A 25,577-nucleotide genomic window follows, 5' to 3' on the forward strand; every position below is an offset into this window, starting at 1 on the left:
TGACCCGAAACCGTACTGACCACGTATTCTGCATTGATTGCGACAGAGATTTTGGGGAAGGGACTCATGCTTCGACACGCGAGCGCCAAAGCCGTGCTATTGGCCGTCACTCTTTCGCTGGCGACTTCGGTCGCCTTGGCGCAGGAACAACCGGCAGCACCGGCGCAGAACCTGCCCTCGATCATCGTCACACCGGCCAAGAGCCGCAGTCTTGTCGACATGATCGTCGCGACCGGCACTGTTCGTCCGGTCGAGGAAGTCTATGTCCAGCCACTCGTGGAGGGATTGGCCATCAAGTCGCTGGATGCCGATGTCGGTGACCGGGTCGAAGCCGATCAGGTCGTGGCTCGCCTCAATGACGACACTCTGCTTCTGCAGCGCAGCCAGCTTATTGCCAACCAGGCCAAGGCAGAGGCGGCGCTGGCGCAGTATCTCGCCCAGTTGGTCGAGGCGGAAGCCAGCCTTCGCGAAGCTCAGCGCCAGTTCGACCGCGCCAGCCGTCTGGTCGAAAGCGGTTCCGTTTCCACCTCCCAGCGCGAGCAGGCCGAGACAACGCTGGCCAGCGGCAACGCCCGCCTCGAAACAGCCAGGCAAGCGATTGCCGTGGCTGAAGCAGACGTGAAGGTCGTCGAAAGCCAGATCGCCGACATCGACCTCCGACTGACCCGCACGGAGATCAAGGCTCCCGTTGCCGGAACCGTCTCCGTCCGCAATGCCCGCATCGGCGCCATCGCATCCGGCGGGGGCCAACCGCTGTTCACCATTATCCGGGACGGCCAGATCGAGCTCGTGGCCGAAGTCACCGAAAGTGACATCCTCCGCCTTGAACAGGGCCAGAAGGTGGCGATCTCGGTCGCTGGCAGCAATGCCACGCTCGCCGGCTCCGTCCGGCTCGTCTCCCCTGTGGTCGATCCCCTCACCCGTCTCGGCGCGGTCCACGTTGCCATCGACGAAGACGAGGCAGCACGCTCGGGCATGTATGGCAGCGCAGCCGTCACCGTCGCGCAGGCAGATGCGATCGCACTGCCCCTCTCAGCGATCAACACGGAAGACGGCGTGACGACTGTTCGCAAGGTCACGGACGGCACCGTCGAGATGGTCGAGATCAAGACCGGCATCCAGGACGGCGCCTTTATCCAGGTCACCGAAGGACTGGACGAGGGAGACCTCGTGGTGGCCAAGGCAGGTGTGTTCGTCCGCGACGGCGACCGCATCAATCCCGTCGAAGACAGCAGCACCGTTTCCAACTGAGGGGCGACGAAGTCATGAACTTCTCCGCATGGTCCATACGCAATCCGATCGCGCCGATTCTGGCGTTTTTCCTGCTGATGGTCGTCGGCATCCAGTCCTTCATTGCCCTGCCGATCACCCGCTTCCCGAATATCGACGTTCCGCTGGTGGCAATCACCGTCGGCCAGAGCGGCGCCTCCCCGGCTGAACTCGAAAGCCAGGTAACGAAAGAAGTCGAAGACGCGGTGGCCTCGATCACCGGCGTCGACGAAATCAATTCCACCGTAACAGATGGCCAGTCCCAGACAGTCGTCATGTTCCGGATGGAAGTACCGACCGAACAGGCGGTGCAGGACGTCAAGGATGCAATCGACCAGATCCGCGGCGATCTGCCTGCCTCCGTCGACGAGCCGATCGTTACCAAGATCGACGTCGAAGGCCAGGCGATCCAGAGCTTCGCGGTCTCCTCGCCCAACATGAACCTCGCCGAACTGTCCTGGTTCGTCGACGACACCGTCAAGCGCGCCCTGCAGGGCCAGCCCGGCATCGGTCGCGTCGACCGTTACGGCGGTGCGGATCGTGAAGTGCGCATTGAACTCGACCCCAATCGACTGGATGCCTTGGGCGTGACTGCGTCGGATATTTCGAGCCAGCTCAAGGGCACCAATGTCGACCTCGGCTCGGGCCGCGGCCAGGTGGCCGGCGCCGAACAGTCGATCCGCACGCTCGGCGACAACCGGGACGTTGAAAGCCTGGCGAACACATCGATCGCCCTTCCCGGCGGCCGCTTCGTCAAGGTGTCCGACCTTGGCCGGGTCGTTGACAGTTACGAAGAGCCACGGTCTTTCGCGCGCCATGACGGCAAGCCGGTCGTCTCCTTCGCCGTCTTCCGCGCCAAGGGCGCGAGCGAGGTCACCGTCGCAGAGACCGTGGCCGAAAGTCTTGCCGAAGTCAGGGCCGAGAACCCCACCGTCCAGATCGAGATGATCGACGACTCGGTCTATTTCACCTACGGCAACTACGAAGCCGCCATGCACACGCTGATCGAAGGCGCGATCCTGGCGGTTATCGTGGTTCTTCTGTTCCTGCGCAACTGGCGGGCCACGCTGATCTCCGCCGTCGCCCTGCCCCTGTCTGCCATCCCCACCTTTTGGGTGATGGACATGATGGGCTTCTCGCTCAATCTCGTGAGCTTCTTGGCGCTCACGCTCGCGACCGGTATTCTCGTCGACGACGCGATCGTCGAGGTGGAAAACATTGCCCGCCATATCAAGATGGGCAAAACGCCTTACCGGGCGGCGATCGAGGCAGCCGACGAAATCGGGCTGGCCGTCATTGCGACGACCTTCACCATCATCGCGGTCTTCGTACCCGTCTCCTTCATGCCCGGCATTCCGGGTCAGTATTTCATCCAGTTCGGCCTGACGGTCGCCTTCTCCGTCTTCTTCTCGCTGCTTGTGGCCCGCCTCATCACCCCGATGATGGCCGCCTACCTGATGCGGGCGGAAGACGCGATGGACGACCATCACGACAACGACAGCCTGCCGCTGAAATTCTACACCCGCATCGTCCGCGGGACCACGCGGCGCTGGTATTCGCGGCTCGGCACCCTCGTCGGTGCGATTGCGTTTCTGGTCGGCTCGATCATCCTGCTCGCCGGCGTTCCCGGCAGCTTCATCCCGCCGGAAGATGCAGGCCGCATCGTGCTCTCGGTCGAATTGCCGCCGAACGCGACACTCGCCGAGACGGAGCGCAAGACAGACGAGATCTACGCTGCGATCCAGGATACTCCTGACGTCGCCAGCATCTTCATTCTCGGCGGCTCCTCGCCGCGCGGCGACCTGGAACTGCGCCGTGCCAGCGTCACGATGAACCTCGATCGCATCGAGCATTCGCTTGCCAAGACCCTCGTCAACAAGGGTCTCGGCGGCCTGCCCCTGATCGGCCAATACCTGCCGAAGCTTCCGGAAAACGGCCGTACCCGACCACAATGGGATGTCGAGGAAGAGGTATTCGCCAAGCTCGCATCAATCCCGGACATCCGTGTCACCAAGCTCAACGACCGCGGTGAACGCGACATCACCTTCAACTTCCTCTCCAAGAACGAGGAGGACCTGAACAAGGCTGTCGGCATTCTCGAAGCCGAACTGCGTCAGGTGCCGGAACTCGCCAATGTCAGCGCCGATGGCGCCCTGCCCCGTCCTGAACTTCAGATCCGCCCGCGGGCGGACGAAGCGGCACGCCTTGGCATCACGGCGCAGCAGATCGCTCAGACGGTTCGTGTTGCCACCATCGGCGACGTCGATGCCGCCCTGCCGAAGATCTCGCTCGACAACCGGCAGATCCCAATCCGGGTCCAGGCCTCGCTCGACTTCCGTACCGATCTGGCGGCCATCCGGGCGCTCAAGATCCGCACGGCAAGTGGGGCGACTGTGCCGCTCTCCAGCGTGGCCGATATCGACTATGCCGAGGGGGTTTCCTCCATCAAGCGCAACGATCGCAACCGGGTGGTTTCGATCGGCGCAGGCCTTCCGCAGGGGGTAGCCCTCGACACCGCGACCAACGCCTTCCGCGACACCGTGACGAATGCCGATATACCGGCCAGCGTCCGCCTCGCCGAAAGTGGCGACGCCAAGATCCAGGCAGAGATGCAGCAGAGCTTCGTCAATGCGATGATCCTAGGCCTGCTCCTGGTGCTGACGGTGCTGATCCTGCTCTTCAAGGACGTGATCCAGCCCTTCACCATTCTCTTCTCTCTGCCGCTCGCGATCGGCGGCGTCGCGCTCGCGTTGATCCTGACGAACAACGCGCTGTCCATGCCGGTTCTGATCGGCATCCTGATGCTGATGGGCATCGTGACGAAGAACGCCATCCTACTGGTCGACTTCGCCATCGAGATGCGCCGCCAGGGCATGGATCGCCTCGAAGCCATGGTCGAAGCCGGTCGCAAGCGCGCCCGTCCGATCATCATGACGTCGATCGCCATGTCGGCCGGCATGCTGCCGTCGGCACTCGGTGTCGGCGAAGGCGGCTCCTTCCGCGCACCGATGGCAATTGCCGTGATCGGTGGCATCATCGTCTCGACGGTGCTGAGCCTTGTGGTCGTTCCGGCCTTCTTCCTGATCCTCGACGACCTCTCACGCCTGCTCGGCTGGGTCTTCAGTCGCTTCGTCGGCAAGAAGGAAGAAGAGGAAGAGCCTCTGACTCCGGAAGTCCTGTCCTTCCTCGCCCGCCAGAACGTTCAGGCGCTCGAAGCGATCGACAAGCGTGTCGCCGCCGTCGAACGGACGCAGCCGGTTATGCGCAAGAGCGAAGGCAACAGCAATGTCGTGAATCTGCCGCCACTGGCGGCGGAGTAAGACACGAAACGCAACGACAAGAGGCCGGGCGCACTGCCCGGCCTCTTGTCGTTTGGCCCGCCCCATCGATATCAGTTTAGGAAAGTCTGATTTGCCGTTGGGTCGGTTGATCGAAATCAATCCGAACTTCCTCACCTCGCGATATTGTGAGCGAACTGGAAAGGGCACAATTACCTGGACCTGCAGGAAACGCGCTGATCCGACGCAGCCAGGGCTTGGCAGGACGGACGGTCAACTGGTGCGACGATCGCAGCGAAGCATGCCCGATCGCCAGATGATGGATGGGGAGCCGTGAAGACCGTGAACAAGATCCTGAGACTGAACATCCGCGACAAGAACACGCTTTTGCGAACGTCTTTCTTGTCCCAGCTCGGTCCGACAGCCATGGCCTCGATGATGGAGATCGCCAACATCTCCAACTACGAGGCGCGCGACGTACTGTTTCGCGAAGGTGAGCCGGCGGACTGCTTCTACAGCGTCCTGAGCGGCTATGTCCGCCTCTACCGCCTGAACAAGGATGGTCGCGAAGCCGACATTCGCATCTGCGGCCCGGGCGACACATTCTCGGAATGCCTTCTCGCGGCAGGCGACAAGTATCTGTACAACGCGCAGGCGGCAGAGAGCGTGACGCTTGCCCGTTTCGACCTGCAGCGCGTGCGTACCCTGGCGGAACAGGAAAAGGACATCGCCAAGGCGATCATCCGCTGCCTGTCGGATCACCTGCGCACCACCATGGACTGCATCGCCAACGATCGCCTGCAAACGGCACCGCAGCGGGTCGCGCATTATCTGCTGACCCATTGCCAGACGGAAGGCGGCCCGGCTTCTATCCGCCTGCCCTTCCAGAAGAGCCTGCTCGCAGGCAAGCTGGGGCTGGCGCCCGAAGCCCTGTCGCGCGCCTTCTCATCATTGCGCCGCGCTGGCGTCACCGTACGTGGCCGCACGATCCAGATCACCGACGTCAACGCCCTCAGGCAGATCTGAGCGCGGCTGACATCTAGTCCGGCGCTCCTGCTCAGAGGCCCCCGCTCTGTTGCAGGAAGCTGACGATCCGGTCGACGCCCGCCCCGCGCTTGAGGTCTGTGAAGACGAAGGGCCGCTCGGACCGCATCCGACCGGCATCCCGCTCCATCACGTCGAGATCCACGCCGACATGCGGTGCGAGATCCGTCTTGTTGATGATCAGGAGATCGGATCGCGTGATGCCCGGCCCGCCCTTGCGCGGAATTTCCTCGCCCTGGCAGACCGAGATCACATAGAGCGTGATATCGGCGAGATCCGGCGAGAAGGTCGCGGCAAGATTGTCGCCACCCGATTCGATGAAGACGACATCGAGATCCGGGATCCGGGCATTGAGATCGGCGATCGCCTTGAGGTTGATCGAGGCATCTTCCCGGATCGCGGTGTGCGGACAGCCGCCGGTTTCCACGCCCACGACGCGGTCAGAGCTCAGGGCCTGCATGCGGATCAACGCATCGGCATCCTCGCGCGTATAAATATCGTTGGTGACAACGGCGACGGAATATTCGTCGCGCATGGCCTTGCAGAGTTTCTCCGTGAGCGCCGTCTTGCCGGAGCCGACCGGTCCACCGATACCGACGCGAAGGGGACCATTCTTCGATTTCATCATGTTCGTCCTGTTGGCCGCCCGGCGATCCGGGACGGGATGAGCTAGGATTGGAATAGGCGTGAATACTGAATCTCGTGACGCAGGCTGAGCGTATCCGCGATAATGGTTGCCGAGCCGAGATCGTCGAGACTGAGGCGACACAACTCTGCAGCGGCAGCTAGGATGGGCGTCTCTGCCGCCGCTACGATCGCCAGCCCCCGCGTCTGGCCGATCACGCCGAGACGGATCGCCACCGAGACATAGTGTGAGACCTGCGCATGCAGGAAGGCCGCGACTGCATCTGCTCTCTTCACGCCGTGCGCAGCAGCCACGGCGCCAACGGCGACGCTGTAGGTCACGGTTCCCGTCAGGTGCCGGATTACAGGATGCGGCCAGGCAGCGGCGGCCTTGACGAAAGCCTCGCCCAGCCGGGTAATTTCTCCGTACCTTTCGGCAGAACCTGCAAGCGCCGCAGCAAGGGAAAGCAGGTCCTCGAGCGGTTGCCCATCCTGCTGCAGGCGGTGTGCCTCGCACAGCAGGATCGCGTCATTGCGCAGACCGCCATCGCTCAGCACAACACCGAGCCACGCCTCGAGAGCGTCGCCATCCCTGAGATGCCCCTCCGTTACAGCGCTTTCCAGGCCTGCCGAATAGGAGAACCCGCCGACCGGGAAGGCCGGCGACAGCCAGGCCATCAACCGGAGCAGTGCCTGCCGCTCCTGAAATCCCTCGGCAGCGGTATCAGTCATGGCCATGACCATGTTCGGTTCCGTGGCTGCCGTGGCCATGATAGGCGCCGCGCACCGGCTGGAACGGCTCGATCACCTCGGTCACCGTAGCTCCCAGGCCGGACAGCATGTCGCGAATGACGTGATCGCGCTGGATCAGGATGCGATCAGTCTCGATCTGAGCCGCCAGGTGGCGGTTGCCGAGGTGCCAGGCGAGTTCGATGAGATGCAGGGTATCACGCGGGCGAATCTCGAACAGTCGCTCCTCCGCTGCCTGGATCTCGATCGTCGTGCCGTCGTCGAGCACCAACCTGTCCCCATGGTGAAAGAGCACGGGCTCCTTGAGGTCGAGCATGACCATTTCGCCATTGTCGAGATGCAGCAGCTTGCGTCTCAGGTGACGACCATCATGGGGAAGAACAACGGTCCCTTCCGGCGCATCCGCAATGGAACCGGCAGGTTTGAAAGACGTCGCACGCTGCATGAAAACTCCGACATGGCTGTTTTTTGAACCATGCACAGGAATAAGGCAGGCGGCAAGATCGTTCTTCAGCCACGCAGGCTGGACACACCAAAAAGCCGGGCATCGTCCCCCACCTCATGTTCGTAATCCGGCTTGGGCTGGCAGAGGGTCCGCTCGTGGATCACCCGGTCGCGACCGTTGCCCTTTGCAACATAAAGGGCCTGGTCGGCAGCGGCATAGACGCTTTCGGCGCGAAAGCCGCGCTGGAACTCAGCCACTCCCACGGAGATCGTCACCGAGAGTTCGACATCGTCGAACGTGATCGCTTCCGCAGCCACGCAGCGCCGTGCCAGTTCGACCTGCACCAGCCGCTGTTCCCAGCTGCCACCCTTCAGGATGACGCCGAATTCCTCCCCGCCAAGCCTCGCCACGAGATGCGCCTCACCGAACACGCGACGCAACACGGCGGCAATCGCCTGAAGAACCTGATCGCCGGCCTGGTGGCCCAAACGATCGTTGATCAGCTTGAAGCGGTCGATATCGATGATCGCCAGCGAGGCCTCGCCGTCGATCCGGGTGAAGGCGTCGTTGAAGGCACGTCGATTGGCGAGCCCGGACAGGCTGTCAGTTCGGCTCAGCCGCTCGAACTCGGCCCGGGAGCGCGACAGATCCCGGATGACATGACCAACAATGAAGGCGAGTACACCGGAAAGGACCCCACCGAACATCCAGGAGAACACGACCGTGAGCCTGATCATCTGATCGACCGGCAATGCGAGGATGCGCAGTCCGTAGAGCACCGGCAACGAGCCGAGACCGGCGACACTGGTAAGGATGATCGATCGAAAGCTCACCGCAAGCGCGAAGCTAAGGATCCCACCTGGGTTTTCCAGCCCGCCGAGATCGATAGGCTGCCAAAGCCACTTTCCGATGCGAATCACCGCCTGCTCCTTCATGAACATGCTTCATGGATTAGGCAGCACGGCTTCCCTAATCCCTAATGGAATCATTCAAATGCGATGCATCATGCAGATGCAGGAAGAACAACCTAAAAAGGCCGAAATCACAACCCTGAAATGAAACGGGATCGCAGGCACACCCGACTAAAGTCTGGCATTGCACCGCAGCCTGGCGGATGACAATCGCAATGCAGTGGAGGCCTTTTCAGCGTCCTCGACCGCTGTTGTGCAGATCCACGGAAAGGTCGAGGAGTTGCGGCAGCGGCGTCCACCATCCGGTGCGCACGCCCCCGGCCCGCAGCACGGCCGCAGTCCAGGTATTGCAGCCGACAAAGGCGTTGAAGGCGCCGTTCGCCTCAAAGAAGGCATCGTCCGCCCCATAGGCGGCGCCGGGAATGGGCACTGGCAGACCACCATCGCGGACAAAGCTCTCGCGGATCGCCGCGATCATCCGGCTGCGCCCCTCCTGCGAGATCATGAGAGGCCGTACAGAAGGGTGACTCTCGTCGATCGCTCCGGCAATCGAGACATGCAGCACGGATCGATCGATGGTCAGCGCCTTCAACACCGGCAGCGGCCGGATGTCACTCCAGGTCGGCGTCTCGATATAAAAGGACCGCCCGCCCCAGCCGATGATCAGATACTCGACGCCGGGCATATCGACCGGCAGGCCCGATGGAATGAGGTCGGCAAAGGCCGCCCGCACGTGGTCATCAACCGGCAGCGCGATATCGGTATGGATCGGATTGGCGAGCAGCAGGATTTCGCGGGTTGGCGGCTTGCCATCGCCACCAAATGAAGAGGAGAACGGGCGTGGCAAGAGCGTGCAGAGGATGAGCATGAAGATAGCGAGAAGGCCTAAAAATGCCGTTCGGTGAACAACACCTCTCAAAACATCTCCAACTGAGCTAAGGCGGCTTCTACGCACCGACCAAGGATTAAAATTTAGAGGTTCAGATCTTTTTGTTTAATAGTCTGCCGCGACCCAAATGCGATAAACACCTACCCAGAACAAGACCAGTGATATTGCTGCTATGGCACCACCGCCAACGTTGAGCAGTGCTCCTCTTTTCCAACCTACTTTTTCCGGAGCCATCAAAGAAGCAGCATAACTCTGATTGGAGTAGTAAGCGAAAAACATCGCGAGAACTGCCACTCCAGCACCAGCGGCGAACAGTGCAAGAGAGCGCACCATCTCTTGCACGAGAAGAGAATACTCTGATGCGACCCCATCTTTTCCGAGTGCTTGAGCCAAAAACGCGAGTATGGCTATGCTGGCACCTCCATTGAGTAGAAGAAGTGCCTTTAGTCCATTAGTAGCAGCCTCCAGCGAGGCAGCTTCTAAGCGCGCTATCCTGTCATCTTGGCTCAAACCAACCCCTCATCTTCCATAAAAGTGAACAAGATCACACTCAGAACAGGAAATACCGCTGCGCCATCGGCAGCTTGGTCGCCGGCTCGCAGGTCAGAAGCTCACCATCTGCGCGCACTTCGTAGGTTTCCGGATCCACTTCCACATGCGGCGTCAAGTCGTTGTGGATCATCGACTTTTTCGAAATGCCGCCACGGGTGTTCTTGACCGCCACCAGCTGCTTGGCAATGCCGAGGCGATTGGCGAGACCGGCATCGAGCGCCGCCTGGCTGACGAAGGTGACGGAGGTATTGGTGCGCGCCTTGCCATAGGCACCGAACATCGGACGATAATGCACCGGCTGCGGCGTCGGGATCGAGGCGTTCGGATCGCCCATCGGCGCGGCGGCAATCATGCCCCCCATCAGGATCATGTCAGGCTTGACGCCGAAGAAAGCCGGGTTCCAGATGACAAGATCGGCGCGCTTGCCGACTTCGACCGATCCGATCTCATGGGACACCCCATGGGCGATCGCCGGGTTGATCGTGTATTTCGCGATATAACGCTTGGCGCGCATATTGTCGTTATCGCCCGTCTCGGACGGCAGCGCACCGCGCTGGCGCTTCATCTTGTCCGCCGTCTGCCAGGTGCGGATGATGACTTCGCCGACGCGGCCCATGGCCTGGCTGTCCGACGAGATGATCGAGAAGGCACCGATATCGTGCAGGATGTCTTCCGCCGCGATGGTTTCCTTGCGGATGCGGCTCTCGGCAAAGGCGATGTCTTCCGGGATCGACGAGGACAGGTGATGGCAGACCATCAGCATGTCCAGGTGCTCGGCAACCGTGTTGACGGTGTAGGGCCGGGTCGGATTGGTCGACGACGGGATGACATTCATCTGGCCGCAGATCTTGATGATATCAGGTGCGTGGCCACCGCCCGCGCCCTCGGTGTGGAAAGCATGGATCGTGCGGCCACGGATGGCGTTGACGGTATCCTCGACGAAGCCGCTTTCGTTCAGCGTGTCGGTATGGATCATCACCTGCACGTCATACTGATCGGCGACCGAAAGGCAGCAGTCGATGGCGCCGGGCGTCGTGCCCCAGTCCTCATGCAGCTTGAGCGAGGTCGCACCGCCCAGGACCATTTCCTCGAGCGCGCCGGGCAGAGAGGCATTGCCCTTGCCGGCAAAAGCAAGGTTCATCGGAAAGGCATCCGCCGCCTCGATCATCCGCGCGATATGCCAGGGGCCGGGCGTGCAGGTCGTAGCGAGCGTGCCATGCGCCGGCCCCGTGCCACCGCCCAGCATGCAGGTGAGGCCGGACATCAGCGCTTCCTCGATCTGCTGCGGGCAGATGAAGTGGATATGCGCATCCATGCCACCGGCGGTGACGATCTTACCCTCGCCGGCAACCGCCTCCGTGCCCGGACCGACGATGATGTTGACGTTGGGTTGCGTATCCGGATTACCGGCCTTGCCGATCGCAACGATGCGACCGTCCTTGAGGCCGATATCGGCTTTAACGATGCCCCAGTGGTCAAGGATCAGCGCATTGGTGATGACGGTGTCCACAGCGCCGTTTGCGCGCGTCACCTGGCTCTGGCCCATGCCGTCGCGGATGACCTTGCCGCCGCCGAACTTCACCTCTTCGCCATAGGTGGTGAAATCCTTCTCCACCTCGATGAACAGCTCCGTATCTGCAAGACGCACCTTGTCGCCCGTGGTCGGACCGAACATCGAAGCATAGGCGGCGCGGGACATCTTGTAGGACATGGGCGTCAGGTTCCTTGGGCGAGGGAGGAAGCAAAGAGGGGTTGTAGCCGCATCACGCGGCCGCTGGTTATGTAACGGTCGACCAGCCGGCGCTCGGCGTCAAAGGGATGTCCGTCCCAGCCGCTGTGGCCGAAGCCGGCGAGGATGAGGGTATCCTCGGCATGGTGAGGGTCAGAAAGCAGCGCCTGGATGACCACCATGCCACTGGAGGGCACGACATACGGTTCTGCATCTAGGGCCACCAATGCCGCGTCGAGTGCTTCGTGGATGTCTCGATTGATGATCCGGTGCTGCTTGCCTTTGGCCGTCGCGAAGGCCTCAAAACCGTCGGTATAGTCGTCGCAGAAATCGTCGAGCTCGGGATGCGTGATCGCCAGCTGCGGCTTCAATTCAGCGAATTTGTCAGGGTCGCGCACCGACCAGATTTCTGCGGTGCGGTTCACCGCCTCGCTGTCGCGCCAGGCCGGATCGGCCAGCATCGTGGCACCCGGGCGCCCGGTATTGCAGACGGCGATGATATCGGTCTTGCGGCCGGCCCCACCGAAGTTGCGGCTGCCGTTGAAGCGGATGACGAGGTCGGCGGAGTCGATAAGGGGCGCGGCCCCCTCATCGACAGGTCCATTGCCCACAATCATGATCTGTCCAGCCCGAGCCATCGCGTCACACCCTCAGTAGAGCCCGACCAGCGATTTCAGATCCTCGGTGCGGCGCTTCGTCAGCTCCGCCAGGCAGGATGAAACCATCAACGGCTGCATGGAACCACCTTCAACCGAGTAACCTTCGACATCGCAGGCCGCGTCGCGATAGGCGAGCCAGGCACGTTGCGAAGCCAGAAGCCGCTTGGCTGCCCCATTATCGCCTGAGGGTGGCGACGCCTTGTCCCATTCAAGCATGGCGGCGCGCGTCTCGGCCCATTGGGCATTCATCGCGGCATCGGCTTTTCGATAGTCCTCGGCCGCACACTGGTTCATGTCGGCCTGGGTCTGGGCATTGTTGCAATCGACGTCCCGCACGTCCTCACCCGAGGCCGGCGCGTCTTGCAGCAATACGCAACCGCAAACCATCAGGATCACGCTCCAGTTCATCGCTCGCCCCATGACCAAGCCCCCGCCTCGCCCATATCAGAGACTGCCCATCACCTGCTGGCGGAAACCATAGACCTCGCGCTTGCCCGACAGCGGGATCAGCGTCACCTGCCGAGTCTGGCCAGGTTCAAAACGCACGGCCGTGCCCGCCGGAATATCGAGCCGCATGCCGCGCGTCTTTTCACGCTCGAAAATCAGCCCGGCATTGGTCTCGAAGAAATGGTAGTGGCTGCCGACCTGCACCGGGCGGTCGCCGCTGTTCGACACCTCGATCGTGACGGTCGGATGGCCGGCATTCAGCTCTATTTCGCCTGGAGCGGCAATGATTTGACCGGGGATCATCGATCTCTCCTTCAACAGGTTCAGGCAGCGCGCGAAGGCTGGCAGCCCTCGGCTTTCAGGATACGTTTGGTGGACGCCGGATTGTTGACCAGCTTGGCGGCAGGCCGCACCGGCCGGCGCACAAGTTCACCGCCGCAATTCGGGCACAGGCCGGCAAGCGTGGTCTCAGCACAATCGGCGCAATAGGTGCATTCGAAGCTGCAGATCATCGCCAGGCTCTCCGGCGGCAGGTCCTTGTCGCAGCACTCGCAGTTCGGTCGAAGCTCCAGCGCCATGATCTCAGTCCTCAGCGAATGGGTTCGTGCACGGTGACAAGCTTCGTGCCATCGGGGAAGGTCGCCTCGATCTGCACGTCGTGGATCATCTCGGCAATGCCTTCCATCACCTGGTCGCGGGTAATCACATGCGCACCCGCCTCCATGAGATCGGCCACGGCCCGCCCGTCGCGCGCACCTTCGACGACGAAGTCGGTGATCAGTGCAATCGCTTCCGGATAGTTGAGCTTCACGCCCCGTTCGAGCCGCCGCCGGGCGACCATGGCCGCCATCGCGATCAGCAGTTTGTCCTTTTCCCGCGGCGTCAGATTCATGCGTGCTCCAATGGCGTGTTCGTCAGAGATTCCAGACTTTTGGCACAGACGCGCCCCCGCGCAAGGCCGAAATGACGGGCAACAGGATTTTTCTCAAGGCAAAGCCGTCAGGGGCGGCCACACGGGCAACAAGCTTGCCTTGCCAATGACTTACGCCGCCCATTTCTTCACCGATCTGCTCACGAATTGGGCGAACGAGCGCTTCGGCGCGGGGACTGACGAGGATCAGTGTGGCGAAGGCCACGCGACCTGCAAGCACCGCCCGGGAGGCGACGAGACCGGCCACGTCACCCTCAAGCCTCAGCTCTTCGGCATGCAACAATTGCCCGCCGCACCGAATCCGCCAGCGGTCGCGCACGAGACCGGTGTTCATCGCCTCGCCCATCGCCTTGCGTCCGAGCAGGATCGCCTCGACCGCGAGAAACTCGGCACCCTCGGCAAGATCGACCTCCAGCCGGCGAGTGAGCGACGCATTGTCGAAGAGAATGCTTTCCTGCGGCAGCCAGTGCATCCGGGCGCCCTCGCCCACCTCGATCCGGGTGGTGATCGCACCGGTGCCTGATGACGCCTTGTAGATCTTCTCGCAGGCCTGGGTCGTGGCGGTCAAAAAGCTGCCGGGGCCGGCGCGGAAATTCCAGTCGAACTGGTCGCCACCCGTCAAGCCGCCCGACGTATTGATCGTCACGGCTTCAAGCTCGTCGGTAAAGCTCTCCGGCAGGCGGATCTTGGCCGCGCCCTCCTGATAGAGTTCGGCAATCCGTGTGCGTCCGCCGAGGAATTTGGTCACAAGCCGACCAACCCCGCGCGACCGCTGCGCACGCCCAGCCTTGACCGGAACAGTCATCAGATCCACCGCTCAACCGCCTCCATGAAACTCGTCAGACGACTGGCGTCGCATGATTTTCGCGTCGAGACAAGCAGAGCTCACACGGTCAGATGGCGCCGTGCCTCCGGCGTATCCAGCGTTTCGGCTGCGCCTTCATGCACGATCTCGCCGCGATCCATGATGTAGACATGGTCGGCAAGCTCACGGCAGAAATCGAGATACTGTTCGACCAAGAGGATCGCCATGCCTGTCGTGTCGCGCAGATAACGGATCGCCCGGCCGATATCCTTGATGATCGACGGCTGGATGCCTTCGGTCGGCTCGTCGAGCACCAGGATCTTCGGCCGTGTCACCATGGCGCGCCCGATCGCAAGCTGCTGTTGCTGGCCACCGGAGAGGTCCCCCCCGCGCCGCGACAACATCGAATCAAGCACCGGAAACAGGCTGAAGATGTCGTCGGGGATATAGCGATCCTTGCGGTCGAGAGGCGCGTAACCTGTTTCCAGGTTCTCCTTGACGGTCAACAGCGGAAAGATCTCGCGCCCCTGCGGCACATAACCCACCCCGTTGCGCGCCCGGTTGAACGGCGCCATGCCGTTGAGCTTTTGACCGTTGAAGGTGATCGTGCCGGCAGACACCGCATGCTGGCCGGTAATGGCGCGCAAGAGCGACGACTTGCCGACCCCGTTGCGGCCAAGCACGCAGGTGATCTTGCCCATCTCGGCGTTGATGGAGACCCCACGCAGGGCTTGCGCTGCGCCGTAGTGCAGATTGACGTTTTCGACTGTCAGCATGATGCGGGTTCCTCGCTCGGTTGGTGCGAGGGGTTACCCCCCTCTGTCACTGCGTGACATCTCCCCCACAAGGGGGGAGAGTGGAGCCAGCCAGCCAGCCCCGCGATAATCTGAACGCTTGCAGGGAGGCGAGCGGCCAGCCCCGCGCCGCTCTCCCCCCCTGTGGGGGAGATGCCCGGCAGGGCAGAGGGGGGTATCCCGAGAACTGCGCTCATCCCATCACCGCCCCAGATAGTTCTCGATGACCTTCTGGTCATTCGAGACGAAATCGATCGAGCCTTCCGCAAGCACGGACCCTTCCGCCAGACACGTCACCTTGACCCCGAGATCGCGGATGAAGCCCATGTCGTGTTCGACGACAACAACCGAGCGGGTCTTGGCGATTTCCTTGAGGAGAATGGCCGTCTCCGCCGTCTCGGCATCGGTCATGCCGGCAACCGGCTCGTCGACCAGCAAGAGCTTCGGTTCCTGCGCCAAAAGCATGCCGATCTCCAGCCACTGCTTCTGACCGTGGGAGAGATTGGCGGCCAGCTCGTCCTTGCGATGCGTAAGCCGCACCGTCTCCAGGATCTCCTCGATGCGCGCCTTGTCCTCGGACGACAGGCTGTAGAACAGCGTCGCGAAGACGCCGCGCTTGCGGTTCAGCGCCAGTTCCAGATTGTCCCAGACGGTATGGCTTTCGAACACCGTCGGCTTCTGGAACTTGCGGCCGATCCCGAGCTGGGCAATTTCCGCCTCATCCTTCTTGGTCAGATCGATCTTCCCGCCATCGAAGAAGACCTCGCCGCTGTCAGGCCGAGTCTTGCCGGTGATGATGTCCATCATCGTCGTCTTGCCGGCGCCGTTCGGGCCAATGATGGCGCGCAACTCGCCGGGTTCGACGATGAAGGAGAGCGAATTCAGCGCCTTGAAGCCGTCGAAGGAGACGGAGACACCGTTGAGATAGAGCAGGCTGGACGTGGTCTTGTCGCTCATGGTCTCACTCCGCAGCCACGGGGGCCGATTGGGGTTTCACGTCGGTGTTCGCCGCATCCTTGTCGGCTGCATCCCGATATTCCTTCCGGCGTGCGAGAACCTGCTGCACCGTGCCGACGATGCCCTTGGGCAGGAAGAGCGTGACGAAGATGAAGAGACCGCCGAGCGCAAACAGCCAGAGATCGGGGAAGGCACCGGTGAAGTAGCTCTTGCCGACATTGACGAGGATCGCCCCGATGATCGGCCCGATCAGCGTGCCGCGCCCGCCGACAGCCGCCCAGACAACGACTTCGATCGAGTTGGCCGGATCGAATTCGCCGGGGTTGATGATGCCGACCTGCGGCACGAAGAGCGCACCGGCAATGCCCGCCATCATCGCCGAGACGACGAAGGTGAAGAGCTTGATGTTCTCGACCCGGTAGCCCAGGAAACGCACCCGGCTTTCCGCATCGCGCACGCCGACCAGCACCTTGCCGAACTTCGACCGGGTGATACCCGAGGCAATGACGAGGCAAAGCGCCAGGAAGATCGCCGAGAGCGCAAAGAGCACCGCACGCGTTCCGTCCGCCTGGACGGAGAAGCCGAGGATTTCCTTGTAGTCGGTCAGACCATTATTGCCGCCAAAGCCCATGTCGTTGCGGAAGAAGGCGAGCATCAGGGCATAGGTCATCGCCTGGGTGATGATCGAGAGATAGACGCCGTTGACGCGGGAGCGGAAGGCAAACCAGCCGAAGACGAAGGCGAGCAGGCCGGGCACGATGAGAACCATCGCCATGGCGACGGGGAACATGTCCATGCCATGCCAGAACCACGGCAGTTCCTTCCAGTTCAGGAAGACCATGAAGTCGGGCAGGATGGGATCGCCATAGACGCCGCGGGACCCGATCTGGCGCATCAGATACATGCCCATGGCGTAACCGCCGAGCGCGAAGAAGGCGCCGTGGCCAAGCGAGAGGATGCCGCAATAGCCCCAGACGAGATCAAGCGCGAGCGCGAGCAGCGCATAGCAGAGATACTTGCCGAGCAGCGACATGATGTAGGTCGGCACATGCAACGGGCTGTCTGGCGGCATCAGCAAGTTGAGCGCTGGAATAAGCAATGCAAAGGCGACGAGGATGCCGGCGGCAATGAGGATCTTGCCTTCGAGTGCGCGCAGAATGAAGCCGGTAATCATGCTTCCACCGCCCTTCCCTTGAGCGCGAACAGGCCGCGCGGTCGTTTCTGGATGAAGAGGATGATCAGCACGAGCACGAGGATCTTGCCGAGCACGGCGCCGACCGAAGGTTCGAGGAACTTGTTGAGGATGCCGAGCGACAAGGCGCCAACCAGCGTGCCCCAGAGATTACCGACCCCGCCGAAGACCACGACCATGAAACTGTCGATGATATAGGCCTGGCCGAGGTTCGGAGAGACGTTGTCGATCTGGCTGAGCGCAACGCCAGCGATACCGGCAATGCCTGAACCCAGCGCAAAGGTGAAGGCATCGACCCAGGGGGTGCGAATACCCATGGAAGACGCCATGCGGCGGTTCTGGGTCACGGCACGCATCTGCAGACCAAAGGCGGACTTCTTCATCAGCGCCAGCAGCGCAAAGAAGATGGTGAGCGAGAAGAGCACGATCCACATGCGGTTCCAGGTGATCGTCATGCCGCCGAGCGCAAAGGAGCCGGACATCCAGGACGGGTTACCAACTTCCTGGTTGGTGGGTCCGAAGATCGTGCGGATCGTCTGCTGAAGGATGAGCGAAATGCCCCAGGTGGCGAGCAGCGTCTCCAGCGGCCGGCCATAGAGGAAGCGGATCACGCCGCGCTCGATCACGAGGCCGATCGCTGCCGTCACCAGGAAGGCGACCGGCAAGGCAATCGCCAGCGACCAGTCGAAGAGATCAGGATAGCTGGTGCGGATGACCTGCTGCACCACGAAGGTGGAATAGGCACCGATCATCACCATCTCGCCATGCGCCATGTTGATGATGCCCATGACGCCAAAGGTGATGGCAAGGCCGATGGCCGCCAGCAGCAGCACGGAACCGAGCGAGATGCCATACCAGACACTCTCGGCGGTATCCCAGAGCACCAGCTGGCTTTCAATCGTCGCGACGGCGGCATCGAGATCTGGCCGCAGCGCTTCGTCAATGGCTCCGGAGACCGAGAGCAGAATGCTCTTGGCCGGTCTGCCGCCAATCGAAGCGACGGCCTCGATCGCGCCACGCTTTTCCTCAATCGAGCGATCCGAGGCAAGGATGGATACCGCCCGGGCCTGCTCCATGCGCGACTTGACCTCTGGATCGGTCTCCCTGGCCAGAGCGGCCTCGACGAGCTCCAGATTTTCGGCACTCGGAGACTGCAGCACCGCCTGGGCGGCGGAAAGACGCACATCCTTGTCGGGGCTGAGCAGCGTCAGGCCACCGAGGGCAGAGCGGATCGCACGACGGAGATTGTTGTTCACCTTGACCTTGGTGAAGGCGCCCTTCGGCTCCTCGCCGATTGTCTCGCCGGTGAGTGGATCGATCGCGGCGAGATTGCTGCCAGCAGCCTTGGTGATGACGACGGCGCCGTCCGACTTGCGGACGAAGAGATCGCCTTCGGCAAAGGCTTCGAGCGCGGGAACGACGCGCGGATCGCCTGTGGCGGCAATCTGCCCGAGCAGCTCCTCGGCCTGCTTGAAATTGGCCTTGCCCAGCGCGTTGATGAGATCCTTCGGATCGCTCTGCGCAAAGGAAGGCGCGGCGAAAGAAAGGAATAGAAAAGCAAGTGTGATGAAACGGATAAGCATTCTGTTGTCCCCCGGTTGGCGGGGCGGTGGAGCCTGAAAGGCCCCTCATCCGCCTGCCGGCACCTTCTCCCCGTGAACGGGGAGAAGGGGTAGCCCGCATAGAGCCGGTTCGAAAACACCCTCCCCTTGAGGGGGAGGGTCGAACCGAAGGTTCGGGGTGGGGTGACACCCTTGAAGAGATCACCCCCACCCATCGCTGCGCGATGACCTCCCCCCTCAAGGGGGAGGTGGGAGAAGGAGGAAATCAGCTACCCTTGCCGCCGCACTTGCCGGTGGCAACGTTGAAGTTGCCGCACTCCATCGGCTTGCGCCAATCGGAGATCAGGTCCTTCGAGTCCGGCAGGTAATCCGACCATTCGTCACCGACGACAGACGGGGTCTGCTGCACGATTTCGAACTGACCGTCGGCCTGGATTTCGCCGATCAGGACCGGCTTGGTGATGTGGTGGTTCGGCATGACGGTCGAAGTGCCGCCCGAGAGGTTCGGAACGGCAACGCCGATGATGCTATCGAGAACGGCGTCGGTTTCGGTCGTGCCGGCAGCTTCGACGGCTGCAACCCAGGCCTGGAAGCCGATATAGGCTGCTTCCATCGGGTCGTTGGTCACGCGCTTGTCGTTCTTGGTGAAGGCATGCCAGGTCTTGATGAACTCGGCATTGACGGGCGCATCGACGGACTGGAAGTAGTTCCAGGCAGCGAGATGGCCGACCAGCGGAGCCGTGTCGAGGCCGGCGAGCTCTTCTTCACCGACGGAGAAGGCGACGACCGGAATGTCTTCGGCCTTGATGCCCTGGTTGCCCAATTCCTTGTAGAACGGAACGTTCGCGTCACCGTTGATGGTCGAGACGACGGCGGTCTTCTTGCCGGCCGAGCCGAACTTTTTGATGTCGGAGACAATGGTCTGCCAGTCGGAATGACCGAACGGCGTGTAGTTGATCATGATGTCTTCTTCGGCAACGCCCTTCGACATCAGATAGGCTTTGAGGATCTTGTTGGTCGTCTGCGGATAGACGTAGTCGGTGCCAGCGAGAACCCAACGCTCGACGCCTTCGTTTTCGGCGAGGTAATCGACGGCCGGGATAGCCTGCTGGTTCGGAGCGGCACCCGTGTAGAAGATGTTGCGCGAGGATTCTTCACCCTCGTACTGGACCGGGTAGAAGAGGATGGAGTTCAACTCTTCGAAGACCGGCAGGACGGACTTGCGCGACGACGAGGTCCAGCAACCGAAGACGGCCGCAACCTTGTCCTTTTCGATCAACTCCCGGGCCTTTTCGGCAAACAGCGGCCAGTCGGAAGCCGGGTCGACAACGACGGCTTCAAGCTTCTTGCCGAGAACGCCCCCCTTCTTGTTCTGCTCTTCGACGAGCATCAGCATGGCGTCCTTCAGCGTCGTTTCCGAGATCGCCATCGTGCCCGACAGCGAATGCAGAACGCCGATCTTGATCGTGTCTTCCTGGGCGAATGCACCGTGGAAGGCCGTCGTCGACAGCATGGCGCCGAGCAGCGCGCCGGTGAGTTTCATCTTCATGGTCATTGTCGTGAACCCCTCTTCTTGTCCGCAACCGGTCGGTTAATGAGTGTTAACCGTTGCTGAGGGGGACTATCCGATGCTGCGCCGCAAAACCGTATACGTCGTTTAACGTAGATCGGGGGGTAAAGGGAGCAGGACGGGGCTTTCCGTCGCCCGGCGCCAGAAGAATGCCAGCCAGGGCGGAGATGGCATGAGCGATCGGAAGATCAACATGCAGCGATCCGCGCCGCTCCGGCGTTGGCGAAAGAGACCTCCTTCAAATCCCCTACAAGCCTAGGGTTGCGCAACGCAGCATTTCCGCCGTATGTTCACTTTATGTTCCTGCCATTGGGGAGAAAGTCGTGGACGCTCTGGAAGATTTCATCATTGAAGCCAAGGCGGTTACCTATATGGGTGGCAAACATCCGCTGGCGGCTCCGACGCGGCCGGCTGCAAAGGATATTGCCTATGATAAAGGCCGTTTTCGCTATCTCGACAGCCATTTCGGTGGCACCGATTTTCTCGGCCAGGAAGTCGTCTGGGACGGTGAAGCGCCGGTCTGGGCGATGAACTATTACGGCCGCATCCTCGACCCCGGGAGTTTCGATGGCGAGCGCGCGGGCATCGTGATCAAGCAGGCCCTCACCGCGCTTTATCAGGAGAAGCGCTTCCTCGGCGGCTTTGCCTATCAGCATGCGCTCGGCGAATACGTCGATCATTCGGTGGGCGACTACCGCAGCTTCCAGGGTGTCGAGCGGATTCTCGTTGCCGACCGCGCTGTCTATCAACTGGACTATCAGGGAGGCCTGATCAAGCCCTGACGGGCCTTGCTATTCTGGACAATCCCGTGAAAATGCCTAAAGCAAAGCCACCCTTGAAAAGGCGCTAGATTTTAGGCATGTCCGCACGCCAACGCATCATTCCCGTTCGCCGCGAATACAATCGCTGGGTCGCGAACCAGACGCTCGAGGACTACGCACTCCGCTTCACGGCGAAGAGCGCGCGCAAGTTTTCCTCCAGCCGGATTTCGCAGACGGCCATCGGCGCCATCTCCTTTCTGGCGCTGGAGGCGATCGGTGGCACAATCACCATTGCCTATGGGACGACCAACGCCTTCTTCGCCATCATCGTCGCCGCGATCCTGATGCTGCTCGTCGGCATTCCGATCAGCCGCTATGCCATCCGCCATGGCGTCGACATCGACCTTCTGACCCGCGGTGCGGGCTTCGGCTATATCGGGTCGACGATCACTTCGCTGATCTATGCCGGCTTCACCTTCATGCTCTTTGCCATCGAAGCGTCGATCATGACCAAGGCGCTGGAACTCGCCTTCGGCATACCGCTCTGGCTCGGTTACATCATTTCCTCGATCGCCGTCCTGCCACTGGTCACCTACGGCATCCGCATGATCTCGAAGTTCCAGCTGATCACCCAGCCCTTCTGGATCGTGCTCAACATCCTGCCCTTCGTCTTCATCGCCTTCCTCGATTGGGAAAAGATCGACCTCTGGCTGGCTTTCGCCGGCGTCGGCCACTCGAACGCCCATCTGGGCGAAACCGCCCCCTTCAACCTCCTGGAGTTCGGCGCGGCCTCCGCCGTCATTCTTGCCCTGATGCCGCAGATCGGCGAACAGGTCGACTTCCTCCGCTTCCTGCCGCCGGAGGGCGCCCGCAAGCTGCACCATCGCATTGCGATCTTCCTTGCCGGCTCCGGTTGGGTCGTGCTCGGCGTTCCCAAGCTGCTGGCCGGCTCCTTCCTCGCCGTGCTGACGCTCTCGACGGGCGTGCCGATCAGTGAGGCAGCAGACCCCGCCCACATGTATGTCGCAGCCTTCGGCTATATGATCCCGAACGAGACGGCAGCCCTTCTGCTGATGGCCGGCTTCGTGGTCATCTCGCAGCTGAAGATCAATGTGATGAATGCCTATGCAGGCTCGCTCGCCTGGTCGAATTTCTTCTCACGCCTCACCCACAGCCATCCGGGTCGCGTCGTCTGGCTCGTTTTCAACGTCGCCATCGCGCTGCTGTTGATGGAACTCGGCATCTACGGCCTGCTCGAGGAAACCCTCGGAATTTTCTCCATCATCGCCATGAGCTGGCTTTGCGCCATCTCCGCCGACCTCTTCGTCAACAAGAAGCTCGGCCTGTCGCCACCCGGCATCGAGTTCAAGCGCGCCCATCTCTATGACATTAACCCGGTCGGTTGCGGCACCATGCTGCTCTCGGCCACACTGTCGCTCGCGGCCCATTTCGGTGCCTTCGGCTCGACCATGGCGTCGCTCTCGACCTATGTCACGCTTGTCGCCTTCCTGATCTCGCCGCTCATCGCCTGGTGGACGGATGGCAAATTCTACCTCGCCCGCAAGCCGCGCCAGAGCTGGAAGAACCAGACCGGCATCACCTGTTCGATCTGCGAACACCCGTTCGAGCCGGAGGACATGGCCTGGTGCCCGGCCTATGCCGCGCCTATCTGTTCGCTCTGCTGCACGCTCGACAGCCGTTGCCACGACATGTGCAAGCCACACGCCAAGATCAACGCCCAGGCCGCGAGCGTCGCGCGCTCCTTCCTGCCCGAGACGGTGCTTGACACCTTCTCCACCCGACTTGGTCGCTACGCCTTGACTGCGATGATCTCGATCTCGGTGATGGGCACCATCCTGGCGCTGATTGCCCACCAGGTGAATGCGGCGACACCTGACATGACCGACGTGGTCAATCGCACGGTGACAGTCGTCTTCTTCATCTTCGCCATCATCGCCGGCATCGTCTCATGGTTCTACGTGCTCGCCCATGACAGCCGAGTCGTGGCGGAAGAGGAATCCTCGCGCCAGAACACGCTGCTGCTCAAGGAAATCGCCGCCCACCGCAAGACGGACGCTGCCCTTCAGAATGCCAAGGAAACGGCCGAGGCCGCCAACCGCGCCAAAAGCCGCTATGTCGTCGGCCTCTCCCATGAGCTTCGCACGCCGCTCAATGCCGTGCTCGGTTATGCGCAGATCCTCGAACGCGACGAGACGATCCCGGTGCCACGCCAGTCGGCAATCAAGGTGATCCGCCGCTCCGCCGACCATTTGTCGGGCCTGATCGACGGTCTGCTCGATATCTCCAAGATCGAGGCCGGCAGGCTGCAGGTCTTCTCCAACGAGGTCAACATCCAGGACTTCCTCGACCAGCTGACCGACATGTTCGCGCCCCAGGCGGCTGCCAAGGGCATCGTCTTCGAACACCAGCGGTCCCGCAACCTGCCGCTCTATGTCCGGACCGACGAGCGCCGGCTGCGCCAGATCCTCGTCAATCTACTGTCAAACGCCATCAAGTTCACCGACGAGGGAATGATCCGTTTTGGCGTCGACTACCGGAGCCAGGTCGCCACCTTCACGATCAGCGATACTGGCCGCGGGATCGCGGAAAAGGATCTCAACCGGATCTACGAGCCTTTCCAGCGCGGCGAGGCCGACAACATCCGCCCCATGCCTGGCCTCGGCCTGGGCCTGACCATCACCAAGCTCCTGACAAACACGCTGGGCGGCGAGATCTCGGTGGTCAGCGAGCGCGACAAGGGCTCGACCTTCAAGATCCGGCTGATGCTGTCCGCGATCGACCGCCCCAATACGGCACCAGCCCCCGAACGCAAGATCGTCTCCTACACGGGACCGCGCCGAACCATTGTGGTGGTTGATGACAACGAGGACCATCGCGAGCTGATGCGGGAAGTCCTCGCTCCGCTCGACTTCGTCGTGCTGACGGCCGCCGGTGGGCCGGAATGCCTCACCCTGATCGAGGGCGTGAAGGCCGATCTCTTCCTCGTCGACATCTCCATGCCCGGCATGAACGGCTGGCAGCTCGTCGAAAAGCTGCGGGACGCCGGCCAGAAGGCACCGATCCTGATGCTGTCCGCCAATGTCGGCGACGCCCCTGCCCCCGGCGGCGAAGGGCACGATGATGCGATGACCAAGCCGGTCGACATCACCCGCCTGCGCGACAAGCTCGCCCGTTTCCTTGGCCTCGACTGGATCTATGCGGATGACCCGCGCCTGATGCAGCCAGCGACCGCACCCAACAAACCTGTATCGCCGGGCCCCGGCCATATCGAGGAGTTGCTCAGCCTCTGCGATATCGGCTATGTCCGCGGCATCGAGGCAAAGCTCGCAGAACTCGGCGGATTGGGAAACAATGCCGCCTTCATCGAGGTGGCCCGTGCGCATGTACAGGCCTTCGATCTCGCAGGCCTGCGCAGCTTCCTGACCTCCTTCGAAAACGGCAGGGAACCGATCCATGGCTGAGGCGAACCGCCGCGACATCGTGCTACTGGTGGATGACAGTCCCGATGCGCTCGGCTTCCTGACCGAGGCTCTGGAGGCCTCCGGCTATTCGGTGCTGATCGCCACCTCCGGCCATGCGGCCCTTTCTATCGTCGCCCGCATCAGTCCGGACCTGATCCTGCTCGACGCCGTCATGCCGGGGATGGACGGCTTTGAGACCTGCCGCAGCCTGAAGGCCGATCCGGTCGTGGCCCAGGTCCCGGTCATCTTCATGACCGGCCTCACCGAGACCGAACATGTGGTCAAGGCCCTGGAATCGGGCGGTGTGGATTATCTGACCAAACCGATCAACATCGATGAATTGCGCGCCCGCATCCGCGTCCACCTGTCGAATGCGCGCTCGGCCCAGAGTGCCCGCGTTGCACTGGACGCAGCCGGCCGTCACCTGCTGGCCATCAGGGGCGACGGCCAGGTGCACTGGACAACGCCGCAGGCCAACCGCCTGATCGAGACGGCGACGGGTCACCAGGACCGGATCGGCGACGTTGCAAAGGCCGCCGCCGCCTGGCTCTCCGCCCGCAAAGCAGGAGCCTCGGCGCAGACCGAGACGAGCTTCCCCTTTGCCGGCGCGACCGGCCTGCCCCTCACCCTTTCCCTGCTCGGCACCATCGGCGCCGACGAATATCTCTTCCGCCTCACCTCCGCCAACCGCCAGAGCGAGGACGAGATGCTGCGCGAACGCTTCGGCCTCACCCATAGGGAGAGCGAGGTCCTCCTATGGATCGCCAAGGGCAAGGCCAATCGCGACATTGGCGAGATCCTGGGCCTCTCGTCACGCACGGTGAACAAGCACCTCGAACAGATCTATTCCAAGCTCGGTGTCGAGAACCGCGCCTCCGCAGCCGTGAAAGCGGCGCATGTGCTGCGGGAGACGTGAGCAGTAGGCA

Annotated in this window: 24 protein-coding genes; 6 read left to right on the top strand and 18 right to left on the bottom strand. The window is 61.9% G+C overall.

Annotated elements, in window-relative coordinates; translation table 11 throughout:
* The first annotated feature begins 66 nt into the window (after window positions 1-66).
* The 3 genes from J2045_RS14995 to J2045_RS15005 all read left to right on the top strand — a co-directional run bounded on the left by J2045_RS14995 (window position 67) and on the right by J2045_RS15005 (window position 5,573).
* On the top strand, window positions 67-1,251 hold the full coding sequence (locus tag J2045_RS14995; protein WP_307374155.1) for an efflux RND transporter periplasmic adaptor subunit: 1,185 nt from the start codon (window positions 67-69) through the stop codon (window positions 1,249-1,251).
* Between the two features lie 14 nt (window positions 1,252-1,265).
* Window positions 1,266-4,589: an efflux RND transporter permease subunit gene (locus J2045_RS15000; RefSeq protein WP_307374158.1), complete on the top strand. Its 3,324-nt coding sequence runs from the start codon at window positions 1,266-1,268 to the stop codon at window positions 4,587-4,589.
* Window positions 4,590-4,889: 300 nt separating this feature from the next.
* Entirely contained in the window at window positions 4,890-5,573 is a 684-nt protein-coding gene (locus J2045_RS15005) for a Crp/Fnr family transcriptional regulator (RefSeq protein ID WP_307374311.1), read from the top strand.
* Window positions 5,574-5,604: 31 nt separating this feature from the next.
* On the opposite strand, the gene ureG is transcribed toward J2045_RS15005, so the two are convergent.
* From ureG to urtA, 18 genes are all read right to left on the bottom strand, one after another.
* The gene (gene ureG / locus J2045_RS15010; RefSeq protein WP_166600983.1) at window positions 5,605-6,216 is read right to left on the bottom strand and encodes an urease accessory protein UreG; all 612 of its coding nucleotides are present in this window, start codon (window positions 6,214-6,216) and stop codon (window positions 5,605-5,607) included.
* A 44-nt stretch (window positions 6,217-6,260) separates the two neighbouring features.
* Window positions 6,261-6,947, bottom strand: a complete 687-nt coding sequence (locus J2045_RS15015) for an urease accessory protein UreF (protein ID WP_307374312.1) — start codon at window positions 6,945-6,947, stop codon at window positions 6,261-6,263.
* Complete coding sequence (gene ureE, locus J2045_RS15020; RefSeq protein ID WP_307374161.1) at window positions 6,940-7,410, bottom strand: urease accessory protein UreE; 471 nt, start codon at window positions 7,408-7,410, stop codon at window positions 6,940-6,942. The genes J2045_RS15015 and ureE overlap by 8 nt, the downstream gene beginning before the upstream one ends.
* 65 nt (window positions 7,411-7,475) lie before the next feature.
* Entirely contained in the window at window positions 7,476-8,330 is an 855-nt protein-coding gene (locus tag J2045_RS15025) for a GGDEF domain-containing protein (protein WP_307374164.1), read from the bottom strand.
* Between the two features lie 223 nt (window positions 8,331-8,553).
* A complete protein-coding gene (locus tag J2045_RS15030) occupies window positions 8,554-9,189 on the bottom strand; it encodes a TIGR02117 family protein (protein WP_307374166.1) in 636 nt (211 codons plus the stop codon).
* Between the two features lie 126 nt (window positions 9,190-9,315).
* Window positions 9,316-9,720: a hypothetical protein gene (locus J2045_RS15035; protein ID WP_307374169.1), complete on the bottom strand. Its 405-nt coding sequence runs from the start codon at window positions 9,718-9,720 to the stop codon at window positions 9,316-9,318.
* Between the two features lie 40 nt (window positions 9,721-9,760).
* Entirely contained in the window at window positions 9,761-11,473 is a 1,713-nt protein-coding gene (gene ureC / locus J2045_RS15040; RefSeq protein ID WP_307374172.1) for an urease subunit alpha, read from the bottom strand.
* 5 nt (window positions 11,474-11,478) lie between these two features.
* On the bottom strand, window positions 11,479-12,108 hold the full coding sequence (locus tag J2045_RS15045) for a glycosyltransferase family 29 protein (protein ID WP_307374173.1): 630 nt from the start codon (window positions 12,106-12,108) through the stop codon (window positions 11,479-11,481).
* A gap of 33 nt (window positions 12,109-12,141) precedes the next feature.
* Complete coding sequence (locus tag J2045_RS15050; protein WP_307374175.1) at window positions 12,142-12,570, bottom strand: lysozyme inhibitor LprI family protein; 429 nt, start codon at window positions 12,568-12,570, stop codon at window positions 12,142-12,144.
* A 24-nt stretch (window positions 12,571-12,594) separates the two neighbouring features.
* Window positions 12,595-12,900, bottom strand: coding sequence for an urease subunit beta (locus J2045_RS15055; protein ID WP_307374177.1), 306 nt, complete (start codon window positions 12,898-12,900; stop codon window positions 12,595-12,597).
* A gap of 20 nt (window positions 12,901-12,920) precedes the next feature.
* Window positions 12,921-13,175 (bottom strand): DUF1272 domain-containing protein, encoded by a 255-nt coding sequence (locus J2045_RS15060; RefSeq protein ID WP_166600832.1) that lies wholly within the window; start codon window positions 13,173-13,175, stop codon window positions 12,921-12,923.
* Window positions 13,176-13,186: 11 nt separating this feature from the next.
* A complete protein-coding gene (locus tag J2045_RS15065) occupies window positions 13,187-13,489 on the bottom strand; it encodes an urease subunit gamma (protein ID WP_006725821.1) in 303 nt (100 codons plus the stop codon).
* 22 nt (window positions 13,490-13,511) lie between these two features.
* The gene (locus J2045_RS15070; RefSeq protein ID WP_307374181.1) at window positions 13,512-14,333 is read right to left on the bottom strand and encodes an urease accessory protein UreD; all 822 of its coding nucleotides are present in this window, start codon (window positions 14,331-14,333) and stop codon (window positions 13,512-13,514) included.
* Window positions 14,334-14,413: 80 nt separating this feature from the next.
* Window positions 14,414-15,109 carry an urea ABC transporter ATP-binding subunit UrtE gene (gene urtE, locus J2045_RS15075; RefSeq protein WP_307374183.1) on the bottom strand — a complete coding sequence of 232 codons (696 nt, stop codon included), beginning with the start codon at window positions 15,107-15,109 and terminating at the stop codon, window positions 14,414-14,416.
* A 219-nt stretch (window positions 15,110-15,328) separates the two neighbouring features.
* Window positions 15,329-16,084 (bottom strand): urea ABC transporter ATP-binding protein UrtD, encoded by a 756-nt coding sequence (gene urtD / locus J2045_RS15080; RefSeq protein ID WP_185810524.1) that lies wholly within the window; start codon window positions 16,082-16,084, stop codon window positions 15,329-15,331.
* Window positions 16,085-16,088: 4 nt separating this feature from the next.
* Window positions 16,089-17,258: an urea ABC transporter permease subunit UrtC gene (gene urtC, locus J2045_RS15085; protein WP_307374186.1), complete on the bottom strand. Its 1,170-nt coding sequence runs from the start codon at window positions 17,256-17,258 to the stop codon at window positions 16,089-16,091.
* Entirely contained in the window at window positions 17,255-18,859 is a 1,605-nt protein-coding gene (gene urtB, locus J2045_RS15090) for an urea ABC transporter permease subunit UrtB (RefSeq protein ID WP_307374188.1), read from the bottom strand. The genes urtC and urtB overlap by 4 nt, the downstream gene beginning before the upstream one ends.
* 244 nt (window positions 18,860-19,103) lie before the next feature.
* Window positions 19,104-20,393 (bottom strand): urea ABC transporter substrate-binding protein, encoded by a 1,290-nt coding sequence (gene urtA / locus J2045_RS15095; protein ID WP_307374189.1) that lies wholly within the window; start codon window positions 20,391-20,393, stop codon window positions 19,104-19,106.
* A 347-nt stretch (window positions 20,394-20,740) separates the two neighbouring features.
* Here urtA and J2045_RS15100 point away from each other — a divergent pair, with 347 nt between their 5' ends.
* The 3 genes from J2045_RS15100 (at window position 20,741) to J2045_RS15110 (ending at window position 25,567) form a co-directional block, all read left to right on the top strand.
* Window positions 20,741-21,190, top strand: coding sequence for a DUF5680 domain-containing protein (locus tag J2045_RS15100; RefSeq protein WP_246699843.1), 450 nt, complete (start codon window positions 20,741-20,743; stop codon window positions 21,188-21,190).
* Between the two features lie 77 nt (window positions 21,191-21,267).
* Window positions 21,268-24,651 (top strand): hybrid sensor histidine kinase/response regulator, encoded by a 3,384-nt coding sequence (locus J2045_RS15105; protein ID WP_307374191.1) that lies wholly within the window; start codon window positions 21,268-21,270, stop codon window positions 24,649-24,651.
* Window positions 24,644-25,567: a response regulator transcription factor gene (locus J2045_RS15110; RefSeq protein WP_307374193.1), complete on the top strand. Its 924-nt coding sequence runs from the start codon at window positions 24,644-24,646 to the stop codon at window positions 25,565-25,567. The genes J2045_RS15105 and J2045_RS15110 overlap by 8 nt, the downstream gene beginning before the upstream one ends.
* The last annotated feature ends 10 nt before the right edge of the window (window positions 25,568-25,577 follow it).

The sequence above is a fragment of the Peteryoungia aggregata LMG 23059 genome (assembly GCF_030814435.1).
GTDB classification, from domain to species: Bacteria; Pseudomonadota; Alphaproteobacteria; order Rhizobiales; family Rhizobiaceae; genus Allorhizobium; species Allorhizobium aggregatum.